A 16260-nucleotide genomic window follows, 5' to 3' on the forward strand; every position below is an offset into this window, starting at 1 on the left:
CGAAACCGCGGATCGCGATCATTTCAGGGTGAAAAAAGGGCAACCCGGCGCGGGCGCGCGATCAGTGCCGAGGCGGAACGGGGAGCGGCTCCGCATCGGCGCCGCTTTCGTCCGCGGTTGCGGGTGCGGGTGCGTTGCCGCCGGCCTGCCGCTCCAGCTCTTCGGCGGCGCGCTGGCGTTCCTGCAGCGCCTTTTCCTCGGCGACCACCGCGGCTTCGACCTCGTCGGCGGCGGCATCGATGCCGGCGATACGCTTCGCGCGTTCGTCGGCGATCATCGCCTGCCAGTCGGTCTTGTCGGCCGCCTTGCGTTCGGCTTTGGCGCCCTCGACGAGCGCCCGGGTGCAACCGGTGAAACCACCGAGACCCGTCGGCGAGCAGCTGTCGGTGCCGAAGCGGCCGACGCGTTCGACCGCGACGATCTTGTTCGCCCAGGCTTCGTTGCGCGGATCGAGCGGGCTGCCGCCACGGAAGATCTGCGGCACGCGATAGCGTTCGGTTTCGGGCAGGCGGTTGCAGACGACGATTTCGTCGGGGCTCGACTGTTCGCACTTGTCGTCGCCGTAAACGATGACCTGGTTGATCTTTTCGCCGTCGACCGTCGTTTGCTGCGCGGCGGCGGGCACGGCAGCGGCGCTGCCGGCAAGGATCAACGCGAACAGGGGGAGGCGGGTCATCGATCGTTCCTTCATCATGTCGTGCCCTCTGGCATCGGAGTCCTGCATCCGTGCTGAACGGGCAGGCAAGTCACACTCTATCAGATACGCTTCGACAGCGCGATGGCTGCACGGCAACCGGCGCGAATGGCAAGGCTGAGCAGCGGATAGCCGGGCGCCTGTTCGGCGCCCGAAGCGAGCGCCTTTTCCTTATGCTCGAGCTCTTCGGCACGGAAGTCGGCAACCGCGGTGCTGAGTTCGGGGTCGCTGTCCGCAAGTTCGTCGAGCTGGTCGCGGTAGTGGCGGTCGATCTCGGTCTCCACCGCGGCGGTGCACGCCATCGCCGCGCGCGGCCCCATCGCGGCGGTCACCGCGCCGAGGGCGAAGCCCGCGACGTTCCAGACCGGCTGCAACGCGGTGGGGCGCACGCCGCGCCGCGCCACCATCGCGTCGAAGAATTTACGGTGCCGTTTTTCCTGTTCGGCCATATGCGCGATCTCGCGCGCCATCGGATGGCGGTCGCCCATCACCGCAAGCTGCCCGGCGTAGATGCGCGTCGCGCCATATTCGCCGGCCTGATCGACGCGGATCATCGAGGCGGTGCGCTTATTGGTCATCGGATGGCCTTTCCGCGGCGAAGCAGCGCGAGGACGAAGGCCGCGCCGGCGAGCGAGAAGATCGCGTTGAACCCGGCGAGCGAAATGCCCGCCAGCGTCCATTGCGGGACGTCGCAGCGGGTGATCGGCGCGGCCATGATGTCGTCGAGCGAAATCGGCCCGCTCGCGGCCGTGCTGCACGTCGTCAGCCCTTCCCACCAGCCATATTCGACCCCGGCGTGGAAGATGCCGATCGCACCGCTAACCGCAATCGCGAGCGCGGCGAGGATGGTGAACAGGCGCATCGCGCCATCGTTACGCCGCAGCAGCAGCGCGAGCGCCGCAAGCACCATCGCCGCCTGATGCGGCCAGCGCTGCCAATAACACATTTCGCACGGGTGCAGGCCAAAGCCATATTGCGACACGAGCGCGCCGCCATAGAGGAGCAGCGGCACGGCGAACGCCACGATCGGCGCAGCAAGGCGCGAATTCAGCATCTCTGGCAGCCTCAATTACGCTGCGCGGGCTTCGCGGCAGGCGGCTTCGTGCCCTGCGCCACGCGCGTCGCTGCCGGTCCGATCCGGCCGATCGTCTGCAGCGCGTAATAGAGCTGATAATCCTCGATGCCCTTGGCCTTGAGCTGCTCGGCGGTCTGGCTGAAGCGCGGATCGGTCTTCTCGTCCTTTTCGAGCAAACCGTCGTCGACCTTCTTTTCGTTGATCAGATGGCGGCGCAGGTCGCTCTCACGGAACTTCGGCCGCGACGCATAATCGGGATCCGAAAGCTGTGGCACCCGGATATCGGGGGCGATGCCGCCCTCCTGTACGCTGCGCCCCGAAGGCGTGTAATAGCGCGCGGTGGTCAGGCGCAGCGCAGTGGTATCGGTCAGCGGCAGCACCGTTTGCACCGACCCCTTGCCGAAGCTGCGTTCGCCCATCACCAGCGCGCGGTGCTGGTCCTGCAAGGCGCCGGCAACGATTTCGGAGGCCGAGGCCGAACCCGAATCGATCAGCACGACGACCGGTGCGCCCTGCGCCGCATCGCCCGGTTCGGCGAAATAGCGTTCGATATCGCCCTTCTTGCGCCCGCGCTGCGAGACGATTTCGCCGCGTTCGAGGAACAGGTCGCTGATCCCGACCGCTTCGTCGAGCAGCCCGCCGGGGTTCGAGCGGAGGTCGAGGATCCAGCCGCGCGGTTTCTTGCCGAGCGACTTTTCGACCGCGAGCATCGCAGCCTTGACGTCGGTCGTCGCGTCGGCGGAGAAGCTCGCGACGGTCAGCACGCCGACGTCACCCTTCACCTCCCATTTGACCGGTTTCAGGTCGATGATTTCGCGCGTCAGCGACAATTCCATCGGCTTGTCCTGGCCTTCGCGCACGACGGTGATGTCGATCTTGGTGCCCGGGCGCCCCTGCATCTGTTCGACCGCTTCGTCGAGCGTGAGGCCGAAGATGAGCTGGCCGCCGATGTGGGTGATGAAATCGCCGGCCTTGATCCCGGCGCGCGCCGCCGGGGTGTCGGCCATCGGCGCGATCACCTTGACCACCCCGTCCTCCATCGTCACCGACAGGCCGAGCCCGCCATATTGGCCGTCGGTCTGGGTCCGCAGCGTCGAATAGCCGCGCTTGTCGAGATAGCCCGAATGCGGGTCGAGGCTGGCAAGCATGCCGTTGATCGCGCCTTCGATCAGCTTGTCGTCGCTGACCGGCTCGACATAATTGGCTTTCACCTCGAGATAGACGTCCATGAAGCGCGCGATTTCCTGCTGCGTCGAGGCATCGACGCTGGCCATCGCGCCGGTCGCGAGCGGGATCAGCGCCAGCGTGCTGAGCGCGGCCGCGCCCTGCCACAGCGCAAAGCGGCGCTTCGGAGTGGCGGAAATCTTCGTCGTTTCGGTCATGATCGTCTTTCGGACATGCGGGCCTTTGCCGCCTTATAAACCCCGGCGCGCCAACCTCCAACGCATTTGCGCGGGCGTCAAGCGCGACATCCCGATACGGTCAATTGCCGAACCGGGGCTTAATGCCGCCTAACCCAGCATCTGCGCGACATCGACCGGTCGCCCGCCGCGGCGCAGTTCGATCGTGATGCGGCTGTCGTCCGATCCGGCGCGGCCGATCGGCGTTCCGGCGTCGATCGTATCGCCGACCCCGACCGACAGGCCGATCATCCCGGTGAGCAAGGTCGTCCAGCCGCCGCCATGGTCGATGATGACGATCTTGCCATAGCCGCGATAGTCGCCGGCGTAACTCACATGGCCGGGGGCGGGCGCCACGACCTGTCCACCGGGCTGCGCGGCAACGGTCAGCCCGCGCGAACGCACCCCGCTTTCATTGACCTCGCCAAGGCCCGCGACGATGCGTCCGACGACGGGCAGGCGATAGGCGCCTCGTGTCAGTTCGGGTTCGGCGGCGACGGGCGGTACGGCATTCGGCGCCGCGCCGCCGGGGTCGCGAGGGCGCGGCACCGGTCCCGCCAGCTCGGCGAGCTCGGCGCGTACCGCGCCATCGGCTTCGAGCGCGTCCATCAGGTCGACGATATCGCGCGCCTTTTCGCCAAGCCCGAGCGCGCGGTCGGCTTCAAGCCGCGCGCTGCTCATCAGATCGCGCGAACGCAGCCGGCCTTCGTTTTCGAGCCGGGTCAGCGCGTCGCGGCGCGCCGCAAGCTGGGTCCGGCTCGCGCCGAGCGCCTGCAACGCGATCGATTGCTGGCGGCGAATCGTGCGCAGCGCGCCGAGCTCGCGGCGGACGCCGGCGGTGCGGCGCTCGATCACCGGCATCACCGCGTCGAGCACCGCGCGGGCGTGGACCATGTCGGTGAGCGATCCGGGCTGCGCGAGCACGCTAACCGGCGGCTGGCGGCTGAGTTGCTGGAGCGAGGCGGTGAGTTCGAGCAAAGGCTGCTGTTGCTCGGCGAGCCGCGCCTCCTGTGCCGTCAGGCGGCGGCGGACGAGCGCGACGCGCGCCTCGCCGGCGCTGATATCGGCCTCGGCCGATTGGATGCGCGCGGCGAGCGCGGCGCTGCGTTTCTTCAGGCGGTCGGCTTCGCTCAGCGCCGCGGTCGCTTGCCGTTCCAGCGTCGCGCTGCGCGCCATCGCTTCGGCCGACTGCTGCTTGGCGGTCAGCAACTGCTCGCGCTCGCGCGCCGCGATCGCCTGCGGATCGAAGACGTCGCTTTGCGCCAGCGCGAGCGCGCCGCCGCCAGCGGCGGCGAGGATCGCGAGCGCGGCAAAGGCGCGCCTCACTGCCGGCCCTCGCGGTGATAGGGATGCCCCGCGACGATGCTCGTCGCGCGCCACAATTGTTCGGCGAGCATCGCGCGCGCCATCAGATGCGGCCAGGTCGCGCGGCCGAAGGCGATGACCTTGTCGGCGCCCTCGCGCTCGTCGGGGGTGAAGCCGTTGGCGGCGCCGAGGCAGAAGCGCGCCTCGCGCACTCCGCCGTCGCGCCATTTTTCGAGGAGCCGGGCAAATTCGAGCGACGACATCTGCTCGCCGCCCTCGTCCAGCAATATGGTCCGGCTGTTGTCGGCGGGAAGCGGCATGCGCCCGCCGGTATCGGGAAGTTCGCTGATCTTCTGCGCCCAGGTCACACGCTTCATATAGCGCTCGACCAGCTCGGCCTCGGGTGAGCGCCCGATGCGCCCGCGCGCGATGATGTGCAGCAACATGACGTTTTCGTTCACCTTCGGTGAAAGCGGCACCAGCCCGCTCCCCCTCCCGGCCTCCCTGACGATAGTAGCCTATGGGAGGCCGGGAGGGGGAGCGGGCTGGTGCCGCTTCTGTTCGGGCGTTAAGCCGAACAGAACATAGACGTCAATTCGCGGCTGCAACCGGCGGCGCGTCGCCGAACGACCACATGCGTTCGAGGTTGTAAAAGCTACGTACCTCTGGACGGAACAGATGGACGATGACGTCGCCCGCGTCGATCAGCACCCAATCGGCGTTGGGAAGTCCTTCGACGCGAACGCTGCGGCCCGCTTCCTGCTTGATCCGCTGCGCCAGCTTGTCGGCGATCGCCGAGACATGGCGCGTCGACCGGCCGCTCGCGATCACCATATGATCGGCGATGCTGCTCTTGCCGGCAAGCGGGATGGAGATGGTTTCCTGGGCCTGGTCCTCGTCCAGCTGGTGGAGGATCAGCGCGTGGAGCGCGTCCACGCTGTCGCCGGAAGGCGTTGGGGCGGATGCGGCGCCGGAGGCGGCATCCTGGTTGGCGGAGATCAAATGCGTCCTTTCCTGATCGGTTCCACCAGCCATGAACGCGTCAGCGGGTCGCGCATCGCGCGGCCTTCATAGCGTTCGAACCAGCGGGGGTTGGCCTGCCGTATCGCAGTCGCGGATCGCACATCGGGCGAAAATCGCAAGAACACGAGGGCGGGCGGTCTCCAGTCTGTCCAATGCTTCTTCTGGTCTGCGGGCCGGACAAAGCGCCGCAGCCATCCCATCGCACGTCTTGCATGGGCACGGTCATTATAGCCCGGACGCGCGACAACCGCAATCGGCATCAATCGCGCGATTTCCCGCCAGTCGCGCCACTGGGGCAACTGGACGAGATTGTCGGCGCCCATGATCCAGATGAACCGCCGGTCGGGGTAGCGCCGCACCAGCTTCTTCAACGTGTCGACGGTATAGCGCGTGCCAAGTTCGGCCTCGATCGCGGTCGCGCGGATCGGCGCGCGGCGCGCCATTCGCTGCGCCGAGCCGAGTCGCGCGGGCAGCGAAGCCATGCCTTTTGCGGGCTTGAGCGGATTGCCCGGCGACACCAACCACCACAGTTCAGCTAGCCCGAGCGCGTCGATCGCATTTAGACTGATCGCGCGGTGCCCCCCATGCGCGGGATTGAAGCTGCCGCCGAGTAGGCCGGTAGGGGTCACAGGAGCGACTGCCAGTCGCTGCGATTGGGGACGAGCCGAAGCAAGAGAATCTCATCGTCTCGAACCATGTAGAGAAATATACCCGGGGTTCCCGCAATCGGCCACTTGCGGATTCGAGCACCGCCGATCGCAGGGCCAATCCGCGGATGCGCCAGCAACTGTTCGGTTACGGGCGTCATGGCGTGCAGCAAGGCGTCTCCCGTCCCCGGTTCGCCTTCGTTCAGAAAATCTGCCAGTCTGAAAAGGTCTGCGCGCGCGTGCGGCGTCCAGCGAAGACGCATCAGGCCGCTTTGCGCGCCGCCAGCCTGGCCCTTACCTCGGCCATCACTTCTTCATGCGGAATGAGCCGCCCCGCCGCGACATCTTCAAGCGCCGGTTCGACAAGTTCGACATATTCCAGTTCGCGTACAACCGCTTGTTGCAACAAGCGCGCGATCACCCAGGCGCGACTGCGGTCGTGAAAAGCGGCAATACGGTCAAGATCATCCAATATGGCGTCGTCGACCCGAGCGGAAATGACGGTCTGCTTGGTCATGTATCGCAGTGTATCATTTGTATACAAACGATTCAAGGACGCGTTTGCCCGCTCCCACGCACCAGCCATTTATACGTCGTCAGCCCTTCGAGTGCGACGGGGCCGCGCGCGTGCAGCCGTCCCGTCGCGATGCCGATCTCCGCGCCGAGACCGAATTCTCCCCCATCCGCAAATTGCGTCGAGGCGTTGTGCATGACGATCGCGCTATCAACTTCGGCGAGGAAGCGTTCGGCCGTCGCGGCGTCTTCGGTGACGATCGCGTCGGTGTGGCGGCTCGAATGCGCGTCGATATGGGTGAGCGCGCCAGCGAGGCCGTCGACCTCGCCGATCGAGACGATCGCATCGAGATATTCGCAGTCCCAATCGCCCGCCGTCGCGGGTTCGACATGCGGGCTGAGCGCCGCGATGGCCTTGTCGCCGCGCACTTCGCAGCCCGCCGCAATCAGCGCATCGACGATGGCGAGCGGTGCCGGATAGGCGCGGTCGATCAGGATCGTCTCGGTCGCGCCGCAGATGCCGGTGCGGCGCATTTTCGCGTTGACCGCCAGCTCGACGGCCTTCGCGGGATTGGCGGCGGCATCGATGTAGAGGTGGTTGATTCCGTCGAGATGCGCGAGCACCGGCACCCGCGCCTCGTCCTGGACGCGCGCGACAAGACCCTTGCCGCCGCGCGGGATGATGATGTCGACCAGTCCCTGCGCGCGAAGCAGCGCGCCGACGGCGGCGCGATCCTGTGTCGGGACAAGCTGCACCGCATCGGCGGGCAGGCCCGCTTCTTCGAGGCCCGTGGCGAAAGCGGCGTGGATCGCGCGGTTCGAATGAACCGCCTCGCTGCCGCCGCGCAGGATCACCGCATTGCCCGACATCAGGCCGAGCGCCGCGGCGTCGGCGGTGACGTTGGGGCGGCTTTCATAGATGATGCCGACGACGCCCAGCGGCACGCGGACGCGGCTCAGTTCCATGCCGTTCGGCCGCACGCTGCGCTCGATTTCGGCGCCGACCGGATCGGGCAGCGCCGCGACCGCATCGACCGCATCGGCGATGCCCGCCAGCCGGCCTTCGTCGAGCCGCAGCCGGTCGAGCAGCGCGGCGGTGAGGCCGGCGGTCTTTCCCGCCGCCATGTCGCGCGCATTGGCTTCCAATATGACCGCCGCCTGCGCCCGGAGCTGATGCGCAGCGGCGTGCAGCGCCGCAGCCTTGTCGGCGGTCGGCGCGACGCCAAGCCGTTTCGCGGCGGCGCGCGCGCGCGCGCCCATCTCAGCGATCAGCGTCGCGGCATCGGCCAGCGGCGGCAGGGTCAGAGCTTCAGCGTTCATCGCGCCGCCCTATCACGCTTTGCGGCGGCGGTGAAAGTCCCGTTGCGCCATCGGCGCGCGCTGCTACCTAGGGACGATGAGCGGGGATATCGAGGCAATCGGCGCGGCGGTGACCGCGGGGCTGGCGGGACATGCGGTCGAACCGCGCCATGGCGGCGACACGGCGCATGCGGGGGAACGCTGTCTCAACTGCGGGACGAGCCTCGCCGGTTCGCACTGCCATCATTGCGGGCAAAAGGCCGATATTCACCGCAGCTTCGGCGCCATCGGCCACGACCTCGTCCACGCGATCTTCCATTTCGAGGGCAAGATCTGGAACACGCTGCCGCTGCTCGTCTGGCGGCCGGGCGACCTGACGCGGCGCTATATCCATGGCGAGCGTGCGCGCTTCATCTCGCCGCTGGCGCTGTTCCTGTTCGCAGTGTTCCTGACCTATGCCGTGCTGGCAATGGTCGGCAGCGGCGGGGGCATCGGCGAGGAACTCAGCAAGGCGGCGGCCGAGCAGACGCGTACCGCGGCGATCAAGGACAGCATGCAGCAGGAGGTCGACCGGGTCGATGCTGAACTGGCGAAGCCGGGGCTCTCCGCCGACGCCCGGCGCGAGCTGGAGACCGAACGCGACGTGTTGCAGAAGAGCGCCGATTATCTCGGCGTCGCGCGCAGCCGCAGCAAGACCGAACGCGCCGCCGATCGCGCGGCCGGCCCACCGGTGCTCGACGATCCCGCGGCGCAGATAAAGACCAGCGCCGATTTCATCTCGCAGAACAAATATGACACCGGGGTGGAGTTCATCGACCACGGCCTCGCAAAGGCGTTCGCGAACCCCGCGCTCGTCCTCTACAAGCTCCAAGCCAACGCCTATAAATTCGCCTGGGCACTGATCCCGCTGTCGTTGCCCTTCATGTGGCTGCTCTATCCGTTCAGCCGCCGTTTCCACACCTATGACCATTTCGTCTTCGTCACCTATTCGATTTCGTTCATGCTGCTGCTCTTCGTCGTCGTGCGGCTGTTCAACCTGACGCTGCTTGGCGAAATCGCGACCTTCTGCGCGATGCTTTACGCGCCGTTCCACATGTACCGGCAAATCCGCGGCGCCTATCGCGCATCGTGGTTCGGGGCGCTGATCCGCACGACATTATTGCTGTTCTTCAGCCTGTTCGCGGTGATCACCTTCATGCTGCTCCTGTTGGCGCTGGGGGTGATGGGATAGACGGCGAGACGTAACAAAAGGCGGGCAGGACCTGATAGGCCCGCAAAGGAGAGAGGCGATGCATCGGCTGTGGGGCGAGATGGACAGGCGCCTGCTGATCAAGCTCGGCACCGCGGGACTTGCGGCGCTGGCCTTGCCCGGCGCGGCGAAGGCGGCGATAGCAGAGGGCTTCACCCACGGAGTCGCGAGCGGCGAGCCGGGTCCTTATTCGGTGCTGCTGTGGACGCGCTATGCCGCGGTGAACGACACCGCGCTGACCGCCGAGCTTTCCGAAAGCCCCGATTTCGCGCGCATCGCGGGCGGCGGCACCGTGACGGCGACCGGCGCGCGTGATCATACCGCGAGGCTGCTCGTCGACGGGCTCGAACCCGGGCGCTGGTATTTCTACCGCTTCATCGCGCCCGACGGGACGACATCGCCGACCGGGCGGACGCGCACGCTGCCTGCGGGACCGGCGAGCGCGTTCACCCTCGCGCTTTTCTCCTGCGCCAACATGCCCTTCGGCTGGTTCAACGCCTATGGCCATGCCGCCGCGCGCAATGACATCGACCTCGTCGCGCATGTCGGCGACTATCTCTACGAATATCGGGTCGGCGATTATCCGTCGCTGCAGGACGCGGTGCCGGGCCGCGAGGTGCAGCCCTCGCACGAACTGATCGCGCTCGCCGACTATCGCCTGCGCTATGCCGCCTATCGCTGCGATCCCGACCTGCAACGGCTGCACCAGCTGTTTCCGATGATCGCGCAATGGGACGATCATGAATTCGCCAACGACACATGGAAGGGCGGCGCCGAGAATCACAACGAGGGCGAAGGCGAATGGCGCGCGCGCGAAGCCGCGGCCGAGCGCGCCTATCGCGAATGGATGCCGGTCGGCGACACCCGCTGGCGCCATTATCAGGTCGGCGACCTTGCGACGATCTTCCTTCCCGAAACGCGGATCACCGCGCGCGACAAGCCGTTCGAGATCGAGGAGATCGTTGCGGGCGGCGGCGACGCCGCGGCGAAGCTCAAGCGCTTTGCCGAAACCGCCTATCGCGATCCGGCGCGCCAGTTGCTCGGCGGCGATCAGGAAAAATGGCTGTTCGACGGCTTTGCCGCGTCGGTGAAGGCGGGCACGCGCTGGCAGGTCTGCGCGCAGCAGATCGTCATGGGCAGCCTGTTCACGCCGCCCGAATCGGCAAACTGGTTCGGCGCCAACCCGCCCGACATCGTCCGCCGCCGCGTCGCCGCGGCACAGCTCGCGGCGAAGGCGGGACTGCCACTCAACCTCGATGCATGGGACGGCTATCCGGCGGCGCGCGATCGCCTGCTCGCCGCAGCACAGGCGGCCGACGCCGATCTCGTCACGCTCGCGGGCGACAGCCACAATGCCTGGGCGTTCGACCTGTCGCACGACGGGCGGCCCGCCGGGATCGAGGTCGGCGGCCACAGCGTCAGTTCGCCGGGATTCGAGGCCTATACGCCCGAGATTTCGGACGCGACGCGGGTGTCGGCGCTCCGCGCTTCGTCGCCGCAGCTCAAATGGGCCAATACGCAGGACCGCGGCTATGTCTCGGTCGCGTTGACGCGCGATCGGATTACCGCGAACTGGCACAATGTGGCAGGCATTCGGACCCGCAATCCGGCGCTTTCGGGAACGCACAGCATGACCGTAGAACGCGGGCGGAGAACCTATAACGCCACTTGACTCATCCATAACCCGGTGGTTATGAGAAATCCATAACCAGAAAGTTATGAATGCCGATGACCGCATCCCCCGACCTGCTGTTCCGGGCGCTCGCCGATCCGACGCGGCGGGCGCTCTTCGAACGGCTTTGCCGCGACGGCGAACAGACCGTCGGAACGCTCACCGCCGGGGCCGGCATTTCGCAGCCGGCGGTGTCCAAACATCTCAGCGTGCTGCGGCAGGCAGGCCTCGTCGCCGACCGCCACGAAGGGCGCCAGACCCATTATCGCGCGCAGCAGCGCGCGCTCGCGCCGCTGGTCGACTGGACCGGCCGGATGGCGCCCTTCTGGGAAGCGCGCTTCGACGATCTCGAAGATTTGCTGAAAAGGATGGATCAATGACGGCGATCGAACTGCGCAGCGTGACCGTGGAGCGCGACATTCCGCATCCGCCCGAAAAGATCTGGCGGGCGCTGACGACGCAGCATCTGATCGAGGAATGGTTGATGAAGAACGACTTCGGGCTCGACCTCGGCCACCGGTTCCAGATGCGCGGCGACTGGGGCCATGTCGATTGCGAGATCCTCGACGTCGATCCGGGCCGCAGCCTGTCCTACACCTGGAACCACGCGCACGACGACCCGGCCTATCGCCTCGACAGCAAAGTGACCTTTACGCTCGAGCCGAGCGGATCGGGGACGCTGCTGCGCATGGAACAGACCGGCTTCCGCCCCGATCAGAAACAGGCATTCGGCGGCGCCAAGGGCGGCTGGCGCATCCATCTCGAAAATCTCGAGAAGCTCGTCGCCGGTCTCGATTGAAGATTGGCCAAGGAGAAAAAGCGATGACCGGCAAGGCCCCGAAACTGCTCTCGGGCGGCAATCCGCAAATCCCGAAAGGCTATGGCGACGCGCCGGTGCAGGCCTATGTCGCCGCAATGCCGGGGTGGAAGCGCGGCGTCGGCGAACGGATCGACGCGCTGATCGCAAAGGCCGTCCCGGACGTCCAGAAAGCGGTCAAATGGAACTCGCCCTTCTATGGCATGGAGAAGGACATCTGGTTCGTGTCGTTCCATTGCTTCGACAAATATATCAAAGTGAGCTTCTTTCGCGGCCGGTCGCTCGATCCGGTGCCGCCGGTCGCATCGAAGGTCGCCGACACGCGCTATTATCATATCCACGAGGATGATTTCGACGAGGCCCAATTCGCCGACTGGGTCAAGCAGGCAAGCACGCTGCCGGGAGAGAAAATGTGAGCGCTGACGAAAATCCCTCCGACCTCATCGATGCGCGCATCGCGAAGCTGGACGACTGGCGCGGTGCGGCGCTGGCCAGAATGCGCGCGCTGATCCGTGCGGCCGAGCCCGAGGTCGCCGAAACGGTGAAGTGGCGCAAGCCGTCGAACCCGATGGGCGTTCCCGTCTGGGAGCATGGCGGCATCCTCTGCACCGGCGAGACCTACAAGGACAAGGTCAAGTTCACCTTCGCGCGCGGCGCCGCGCTCGACGATCCGGCGCGCCTGTTCAATTCCAGCCTCGACGGCAATGTCCGGCGCGCGATCGACATTTTCGAAGGCGATACGATCGACGAAAAAGCTTTCAAGGCGCTGGTGCGCGAGGCCGTGGCGCTCAACGCATCGAAGGCGCCGCGAAAATAGGAGCGGCGCTGGATTGGAGTTGCGGGTCGAGGAGTTCGATCAGAAACGGACCTCTGATCATCGTCATCCCGGACTTGATCCGGGAGCCATGACGACGGCGCAGCTATGGATCCCGGATCAAGTCCGGGATGACGAAGGTGGATGAAGCGACATCTGCTTCCTACCGCATATCAACTTATGCCCGCTATGCCTTCAGACCGATCTCGCGGAGCCGTTCCTGCAGATAGGCATCGGCGGTAATCGGGTCGGGATAAAGATCGGGGTGCGACGCATCGACGCAGCTTGCCAGCGTCTCGATCGGATAATCGGACCGGAAGTGCAGGAAGAAGGGCATCGAATAGCGCGCGACGCCGGCCCGCCCTGCGTCGGGATTGCGGACGCGGTGGGTCGTAGACGGCAAGCGGTTGTTGGTCAGCCGCTGCAGCATGTCGCCGACATTGACCGCCATCGCGCCCGGCGGCGGATTGACGGGAAGCCAGCTGCCGTCCTTGTCGAGGATTTCGAGCCCCGCCTCTTCGGCGCCGAGCAGCAGGGTGATCGTGTTGATATCTTCGTGTGCCTCGGCGCGGATGCCCTTCGCGGGGGCCGCGACCGGCGGATAGTGCAGCAGGCGCATCACGCTGTTGCCGTCGGCGATCGTGTCGTCGAAAAAATCGGGAGCGAGCCCCAGATAGCGCGCGATCCCCGAAAGGAGCCGCCCGCCGACGCGGTCGAACTCGGCGAATAGTCTGTCGTAGACGGCGCGAAAGCCCGCGACCTCGGCGGGCCAGACATTGTTCGGCTGCTGCGCCGCGAGGCGGTGCCCCGGCGGCAGGTCACGCCCGACGTGCCAGAATTCCTTGAGGTCGACCTCCTTCGCACCCTTCGCGATCTCGGTACCGAACGGCGTATAGCCGCGCGCGCCGCCGCCGCCGGCAATATGATAGGCGCGCTTCACCTCTTCGGGCAGCGCGAAGAAGGCTTTCGCCTTGTCCCACGCTTCGTCGATCAGCGCCGGGTCGATGCCATGATCGGTGATCATCGCGAAGCCGAAGCGTTCGAAGGAGGCGCCAAAGGCACGGGCGAATTCGTCGGCAGGAAGCGACATCGAAATGGTGGGGACGGCGGCGGTCATGATCTGGATCCATATGGGGCGGGCGATGCCGCGATTCTGCTTCCGCATGTAGGGCCAGCGGCGATGACGCGAAAGAGGCTCGCTCTTTTCAAACCGGCGATGGTTGCTAAGAGAGCGGCATGGCAAAGCAATATTGGCTGATGAAATCCGAACCCGACGCCTATGCGTGGGAACAGCTCGTCGCGGACGGCACCGGCATGTGGGACGGCGTCCGCAACCACACCGCCAAGCTCAACCTGATGGCGATGAAGAATGGCGACGAAGCGCTCTTCTATCACAGCAATATCGGCAAGGAATGCGTCGGGATCATGAAGATCGTCGAGGAAAGCTTTCCCGATCCGACCGCCGACGAAGGATCGCCGTGGGTGGTGGTGCGCGTCGAACCCGTCCGCGCGCTCAAGCATCCGGTAACGCTGGCGGCGATCAAGGCCGACCCCAAGCTCGCCGACATGGACCTGATCCGCCAGTCGCGCCTCTCGGTCGGGCGCGTCACGCCCGACGAGTGGAAGCATATCCTCAAAAAATCGGAAAAGCCCGCGGGCTGATTATTTGCGCAGCTTCGACTGCATGTGCTGGGTGATCGACGGGTGCAGCGGGCTGACGAATTCGCAGCCGCAGTTGGTGCCATCGACGCGGCGAACGACCGCCTCAAGCAGTTGCAGGCCGGGCAGGTTGACCCACAGATGCGTGTCGACCGCGGGCGGCGAGTAAGAGAAGAAGCGAAAGCCCGTTGCCGACAGGTCGAACAGGTCGACGTCGAACGGGTTCATGCCGGCGACGCGCAGGCGGGCCCGCGCGGAAACATCGGTGCGTGCGGCACGGCGGCCGTCGGGGGCGGATTGAGCGATGCTGCTGTTGTTACCCGGCACGGTTAGCGATCCCTGAAGCGATTCGATTCGGGCTTTTCTACGCCGCCGATGGTTACCGTTGTGTCAAAACGCGTGGTGAAATCTTCGGGTTAAGGCGGCGCGTCGCCGACCGTCATTAACTGGCTGGGAAAGGCGGAGACGAGCGCTTTCGCCTCGCGCCAATCGGCCGACAGCCAGCGACCATAATCTTCGGCATGGACGATGACTGGCATCGCGCCCGGCCGGTGATGCGCGACCAGCCGGTTGGCGTCGGTGGTGACGATCGCGAAGCCCGGCCAATCCTCGATCTGCCGCTGGATTCCGGCGAAGGCGAAGATGCGGCGCGACGATACCGAAAACCAGTGCTGCCGCTTCGCACCCGCCGCCCCCGACCAGGCGGGAAACGCCGTCGCGGGGACGAGGCAGCGCAGTTCGGGGTGGCGCAGCGTGCCGATCCAGAACGGGCTTTCAAGGTTACGCACCGTGGTTACCGGCTGCGTTCCCTGCGGCGGCGGCGGCACGCCCCATAATTTCGGACGTAAAAATCGCCGCGAACCGTCGCGGCCGTCGCTGGCGATTACCGGCGCGGGGCGCCCCGGCGCGACATAGCCGCCCGCCCATGGATCATCGCCGGCCTCGGCATCGAAGGCCGCGGCAATCGCGCTGGCCGGCGCGTCGAGGCGGTAGAGGCTGGTCATGTCGGCGCGCTAGTCGATCGCGCGAACCCGCCCGCGCCCGGCCTTTACCGAGCTGCGCGCCTTCTTGCTGTCGACGCGCTTCGCCTTTGCCGCCTTGCTCGGCTTCGTTTTGACGCGGCGTTCGGGGCGGACGAGCGCAGCGTCGATCAACTCGCCCAGCCGCGCCCGCGCGTCGGAGCGGTTTGCCTCTTGCGTGCGGTAGCGGCGCGCGAGGATGACCAGCTCACCTTCGCTTGTCATCCGGCTTCCTGCCAGCGTTTTCAGGCGCTTATAGGCGTCGGGCGCCAAGCCAAGCGCGTAGACGTTGACGCGGAGCTGGCACGCGGTTGCGACCTTGTTGACATTCTGACCGCCCGGACCGGATCCCGCGAGGAACTTCTCGCTGATCGCGCTTTCGGGAATGTCAGCCACGCGTCGGCTCCGCACCCTCCGGTGCGGCAAAGCCCAGCGCGATGAAGCTTTCCGGAAACGGCGCTTCAGCGATAATTGACGGCTTGACGTCACGTTTTACCACGAGCCTTTCGGCGTGGAGCAAGGTGCGCGTCCGCGTGCCACCGCGCCCGTAAACCGGATCTCCGACGAGCGGAAAGCCGAGCCCTTCGAGGGCGTGGACCCGGAGCTGGTGGGTGCGGCCGGTTTCGGGACGGAAGCGGAGCAGGCTGCGGCCCTCGGCTACAGCGAGCTTCGCCCAGTGCGACACCGACGGTTTGCCTTTCGGGTCGCCGACCATGCGCCAGCCGGTCTCGGCGGTCGAGGTCTTGGCGAGCGGCAGGTCGATCGTGCCGCCGTCGCCGTCGGGCACGCCGTCGACGATCGCGAGATATTGCTTCTCGACCTCGCGATTCTCGAACGCCCGGGTGAAACGGCCATGCGCCTTCGGATTGCGCGCGAGCAGCAGGCAGCCCGAGGTATCGCGGTCGAGCCGGTGCACCGCCAGCGGCCAGCGCTTGAAGCCGAAACGCAGGCTGTCGAGATGATTTTCAAGGCTGAGGCTGCCGTCGCGCGGGGCATCGACCGGCAGGCCAGCGGGCTTGTCGATGACAAGGGCCTCGCCGTCGAGGAACAGGACACGGTCTGAAAGAAGCATGG

The 16260-nt window shown here is 66.3% G+C and carries 23 protein-coding genes; 7 read left to right on the plus strand and 16 right to left on the minus strand.

Annotated elements, in window-relative coordinates:
- Positions 1-61: 61 nt before the first annotated feature.
- The 11 genes from AN936_RS16995 to AN936_RS17045 form a co-directional block, all read right to left on the minus strand.
- A complete protein-coding gene (locus tag AN936_RS16995) occupies positions 62-676 on the minus strand; it encodes a hypothetical protein (protein ID WP_054590372.1) in 615 nt (204 codons plus the stop codon).
- An 80-nt stretch (positions 677-756) separates the two neighbouring features.
- Positions 757-1272 carry a demethoxyubiquinone hydroxylase family protein gene (locus AN936_RS17000; RefSeq protein WP_054589145.1) on the minus strand — a complete coding sequence of 172 codons (516 nt, stop codon included), beginning with the start codon at positions 1270-1272 and terminating at the stop codon, positions 757-759.
- Positions 1269-1748: a disulfide bond formation protein B gene (locus AN936_RS17005; protein ID WP_054589146.1), complete on the minus strand. Its 480-nt coding sequence runs from the start codon at positions 1746-1748 to the stop codon at positions 1269-1271. Before AN936_RS17005 ends, AN936_RS17000 begins: the two co-directional genes overlap by 4 nt.
- An 11-nt stretch (positions 1749-1759) precedes the next feature.
- On the minus strand, positions 1760-3151 hold the full coding sequence (locus AN936_RS17010; RefSeq protein WP_054589147.1) for a S41 family peptidase: 1392 nt from the start codon (positions 3149-3151) through the stop codon (positions 1760-1762).
- Positions 3152-3280: 129 nt separating this feature from the next.
- On the minus strand, positions 3281-4495 hold the full coding sequence (locus AN936_RS17015) for a murein hydrolase activator EnvC family protein (RefSeq protein ID WP_054589148.1): 1215 nt from the start codon (positions 4493-4495) through the stop codon (positions 3281-3283).
- Positions 4492-4920 carry a 23S rRNA (pseudouridine(1915)-N(3))-methyltransferase RlmH gene (locus AN936_RS17020; RefSeq protein WP_054590373.1) on the minus strand — a complete coding sequence of 143 codons (429 nt, stop codon included), beginning with the start codon at positions 4918-4920 and terminating at the stop codon, positions 4492-4494. Before AN936_RS17020 ends, AN936_RS17015 begins: the two co-directional genes overlap by 4 nt.
- Before the next feature lie 145 nt (positions 4921-5065).
- Positions 5066-5476 carry a ribosome silencing factor gene (rsfS, locus tag AN936_RS17025; protein WP_084758460.1) on the minus strand — a complete coding sequence of 137 codons (411 nt, stop codon included), beginning with the start codon at positions 5474-5476 and terminating at the stop codon, positions 5066-5068.
- A complete protein-coding gene (locus AN936_RS17030; RefSeq protein WP_054589149.1) occupies positions 5473-6126 on the minus strand; it encodes a nicotinate-nucleotide adenylyltransferase in 654 nt (217 codons plus the stop codon). The genes rsfS and AN936_RS17030 overlap by 4 nt, the downstream gene beginning before the upstream one ends.
- Positions 6123-6407 (minus strand): type II toxin-antitoxin system RelE/ParE family toxin, encoded by a 285-nt coding sequence (locus AN936_RS17035; protein ID WP_054589150.1) that lies wholly within the window; start codon positions 6405-6407, stop codon positions 6123-6125. The genes AN936_RS17030 and AN936_RS17035 overlap by 4 nt, the downstream gene beginning before the upstream one ends.
- Positions 6407-6661 carry a CopG family ribbon-helix-helix protein gene (locus AN936_RS17040; RefSeq protein WP_054589151.1) on the minus strand — a complete coding sequence of 85 codons (255 nt, stop codon included), beginning with the start codon at positions 6659-6661 and terminating at the stop codon, positions 6407-6409. Before AN936_RS17040 ends, AN936_RS17035 begins: the two co-directional genes overlap by 1 nt.
- A 32-nt stretch (positions 6662-6693) precedes the next feature.
- Positions 6694-7977, minus strand: coding sequence for a glutamate-5-semialdehyde dehydrogenase (locus tag AN936_RS17045; RefSeq protein WP_054589152.1), 1284 nt, complete (start codon positions 7975-7977; stop codon positions 6694-6696).
- A gap of 76 nt (positions 7978-8053) precedes the next feature.
- Here AN936_RS17045 and AN936_RS17050 point away from each other — a divergent pair, with 76 nt between their 5' ends.
- Genes AN936_RS17050 through AN936_RS17075 form a run of 6 tightly spaced genes read left to right on the plus strand, consistent with a single transcriptional unit; the run spans position 8054 to position 12511 of the window.
- Positions 8054-9187: a DUF3667 domain-containing protein gene (locus tag AN936_RS17050; protein ID WP_054589153.1), complete on the plus strand. Its 1134-nt coding sequence runs from the start codon at positions 8054-8056 to the stop codon at positions 9185-9187.
- A 58-nt stretch (positions 9188-9245) separates the two neighbouring features.
- Entirely contained in the window at positions 9246-10877 is a 1632-nt protein-coding gene (locus AN936_RS17055; RefSeq protein ID WP_084758462.1) for an alkaline phosphatase D family protein, read from the plus strand.
- Positions 10878-10933: 56 nt separating this feature from the next.
- On the plus strand, positions 10934-11257 hold the full coding sequence (locus tag AN936_RS17060; protein WP_054590376.1) for an ArsR/SmtB family transcription factor: 324 nt from the start codon (positions 10934-10936) through the stop codon (positions 11255-11257).
- Positions 11254-11676, plus strand: coding sequence for an SRPBCC family protein (locus AN936_RS17065; protein WP_054589154.1), 423 nt, complete (start codon positions 11254-11256; stop codon positions 11674-11676). The genes AN936_RS17060 and AN936_RS17065 overlap by 4 nt, the downstream gene beginning before the upstream one ends.
- Before the next feature lie 23 nt (positions 11677-11699).
- Entirely contained in the window at positions 11700-12110 is a 411-nt protein-coding gene (locus AN936_RS17070) for a DUF1801 domain-containing protein (RefSeq protein ID WP_054589155.1), read from the plus strand.
- Positions 12107-12511: a DUF1801 domain-containing protein gene (locus tag AN936_RS17075; protein ID WP_054589156.1), complete on the plus strand. Its 405-nt coding sequence runs from the start codon at positions 12107-12109 to the stop codon at positions 12509-12511. The genes AN936_RS17070 and AN936_RS17075 overlap by 4 nt, the downstream gene beginning before the upstream one ends.
- 184 nt (positions 12512-12695) lie before the next feature.
- Here the strand turns inward: AN936_RS17075 and AN936_RS17080 are convergent, their stop codons facing one another.
- Positions 12696-13625, minus strand: coding sequence for an isopenicillin N synthase family dioxygenase (locus tag AN936_RS17080; RefSeq protein ID WP_054590377.1), 930 nt, complete (start codon positions 13623-13625; stop codon positions 12696-12698).
- Between the two features lie 119 nt (positions 13626-13744).
- On the opposite strand from AN936_RS17080, the gene AN936_RS17085 reads away from it, so the two are divergent.
- On the plus strand, positions 13745-14170 hold the full coding sequence (locus AN936_RS17085) for an EVE domain-containing protein (protein WP_054589157.1): 426 nt from the start codon (positions 13745-13747) through the stop codon (positions 14168-14170).
- On the opposite strand, the gene AN936_RS17090 is transcribed toward AN936_RS17085, so the two are convergent.
- The 4 genes from AN936_RS17090 to AN936_RS17105 all read right to left on the minus strand — a co-directional run bounded on the left by AN936_RS17090 (position 14171) and on the right by AN936_RS17105 (position 16258).
- Entirely contained in the window at positions 14171-14494 is a 324-nt protein-coding gene (locus AN936_RS17090; RefSeq protein ID WP_054589158.1) for a PilZ domain-containing protein, read from the minus strand.
- An 89-nt stretch (positions 14495-14583) separates the two neighbouring features.
- On the minus strand, positions 14584-15171 hold the full coding sequence (locus tag AN936_RS17095) for an SOS response-associated peptidase family protein (protein WP_054589159.1): 588 nt from the start codon (positions 15169-15171) through the stop codon (positions 14584-14586).
- Positions 15172-15180: 9 nt separating this feature from the next.
- A complete protein-coding gene (gene arfB, locus AN936_RS17100; protein WP_054589160.1) occupies positions 15181-15582 on the minus strand; it encodes an alternative ribosome rescue aminoacyl-tRNA hydrolase ArfB in 402 nt (133 codons plus the stop codon).
- The gene (locus AN936_RS17105) at positions 15575-16258 is read right to left on the minus strand and encodes an RluA family pseudouridine synthase (RefSeq protein WP_054589161.1); all 684 of its coding nucleotides are present in this window, start codon (positions 16256-16258) and stop codon (positions 15575-15577) included. Before AN936_RS17105 ends, arfB begins: the two co-directional genes overlap by 8 nt.
- Between the last annotated feature and the right edge of the window lie 2 nt (positions 16259-16260).

Source organism: Sphingopyxis macrogoltabida, assembly GCF_001307295.1.
GTDB classification, from domain to species: domain Bacteria; phylum Pseudomonadota; class Alphaproteobacteria; order Sphingomonadales; family Sphingomonadaceae; genus Sphingopyxis; species Sphingopyxis macrogoltabida_B.

Bases quoted from the DNA above. Each gene is read 5' to 3' on its own strand.
- AN936_RS16995 (WP_054590372.1), bottom strand. From the start codon at position 676: ATGACCCGCCTCCCCCTGTTCGCGTTGATCCTTGCCGGCAGCGCCGCT.
- AN936_RS17000 (WP_054589145.1), bottom strand. From the start codon at position 1,272: ATGACCAATAAGCGCACCGCCTCGATGATCCGCGTCGATCAGGCCGGC.
- AN936_RS17005 (WP_054589146.1), bottom strand. From the start codon at position 1,748: ATGCTGAATTCGCGCCTTGCTGCGCCGATCGTGGCGTTCGCCGTGCCG.
- AN936_RS17010 (WP_054589147.1), bottom strand. From the start codon at position 3,151: ATGACCGAAACGACGAAGATTTCCGCCACTCCGAAGCGCCGCTTTGCG.
- AN936_RS17020 (WP_054590373.1), bottom strand. From the start codon at position 4,920: ATGTTGCTGCACATCATCGCGCGCGGGCGCATCGGGCGCTCACCCGAG.
- AN936_RS17035 (WP_054589150.1), bottom strand. From the start codon at position 6,407: ATGCGTCTTCGCTGGACGCCGCACGCGCGCGCAGACCTTTTCAGACTG.
- AN936_RS17040 (WP_054589151.1), bottom strand. From the start codon at position 6,661: ATGACCAAGCAGACCGTCATTTCCGCTCGGGTCGACGACGCCATATTG.
- AN936_RS17045 (WP_054589152.1), bottom strand. From the start codon at position 7,977: ATGAACGCTGAAGCTCTGACCCTGCCGCCGCTGGCCGATGCCGCGACG.
- AN936_RS17050 (WP_054589153.1), top strand. From the start codon at position 8,054: ATGAGCGGGGATATCGAGGCAATCGGCGCGGCGGTGACCGCGGGGCTG.
- AN936_RS17055 (WP_084758462.1), top strand. From the start codon at position 9,246: ATGCATCGGCTGTGGGGCGAGATGGACAGGCGCCTGCTGATCAAGCTC.
- AN936_RS17060 (WP_054590376.1), top strand. From the start codon at position 10,934: ATGACCGCATCCCCCGACCTGCTGTTCCGGGCGCTCGCCGATCCGACG.
- AN936_RS17065 (WP_054589154.1), top strand. From the start codon at position 11,254: ATGACGGCGATCGAACTGCGCAGCGTGACCGTGGAGCGCGACATTCCG.
- AN936_RS17070 (WP_054589155.1), top strand. From the start codon at position 11,700: ATGACCGGCAAGGCCCCGAAACTGCTCTCGGGCGGCAATCCGCAAATC.
- AN936_RS17080 (WP_054590377.1), bottom strand. From the start codon at position 13,625: ATGACCGCCGCCGTCCCCACCATTTCGATGTCGCTTCCTGCCGACGAA.
- AN936_RS17085 (WP_054589157.1), top strand. From the start codon at position 13,745: ATGGCAAAGCAATATTGGCTGATGAAATCCGAACCCGACGCCTATGCG.
- AN936_RS17095 (WP_054589159.1), bottom strand. From the start codon at position 15,171: ATGACCAGCCTCTACCGCCTCGACGCGCCGGCCAGCGCGATTGCCGCG.
- AN936_RS17105 (WP_054589161.1), bottom strand. From the start codon at position 16,258: ATGCTTCTTTCAGACCGTGTCCTGTTCCTCGACGGCGAGGCCCTTGTC.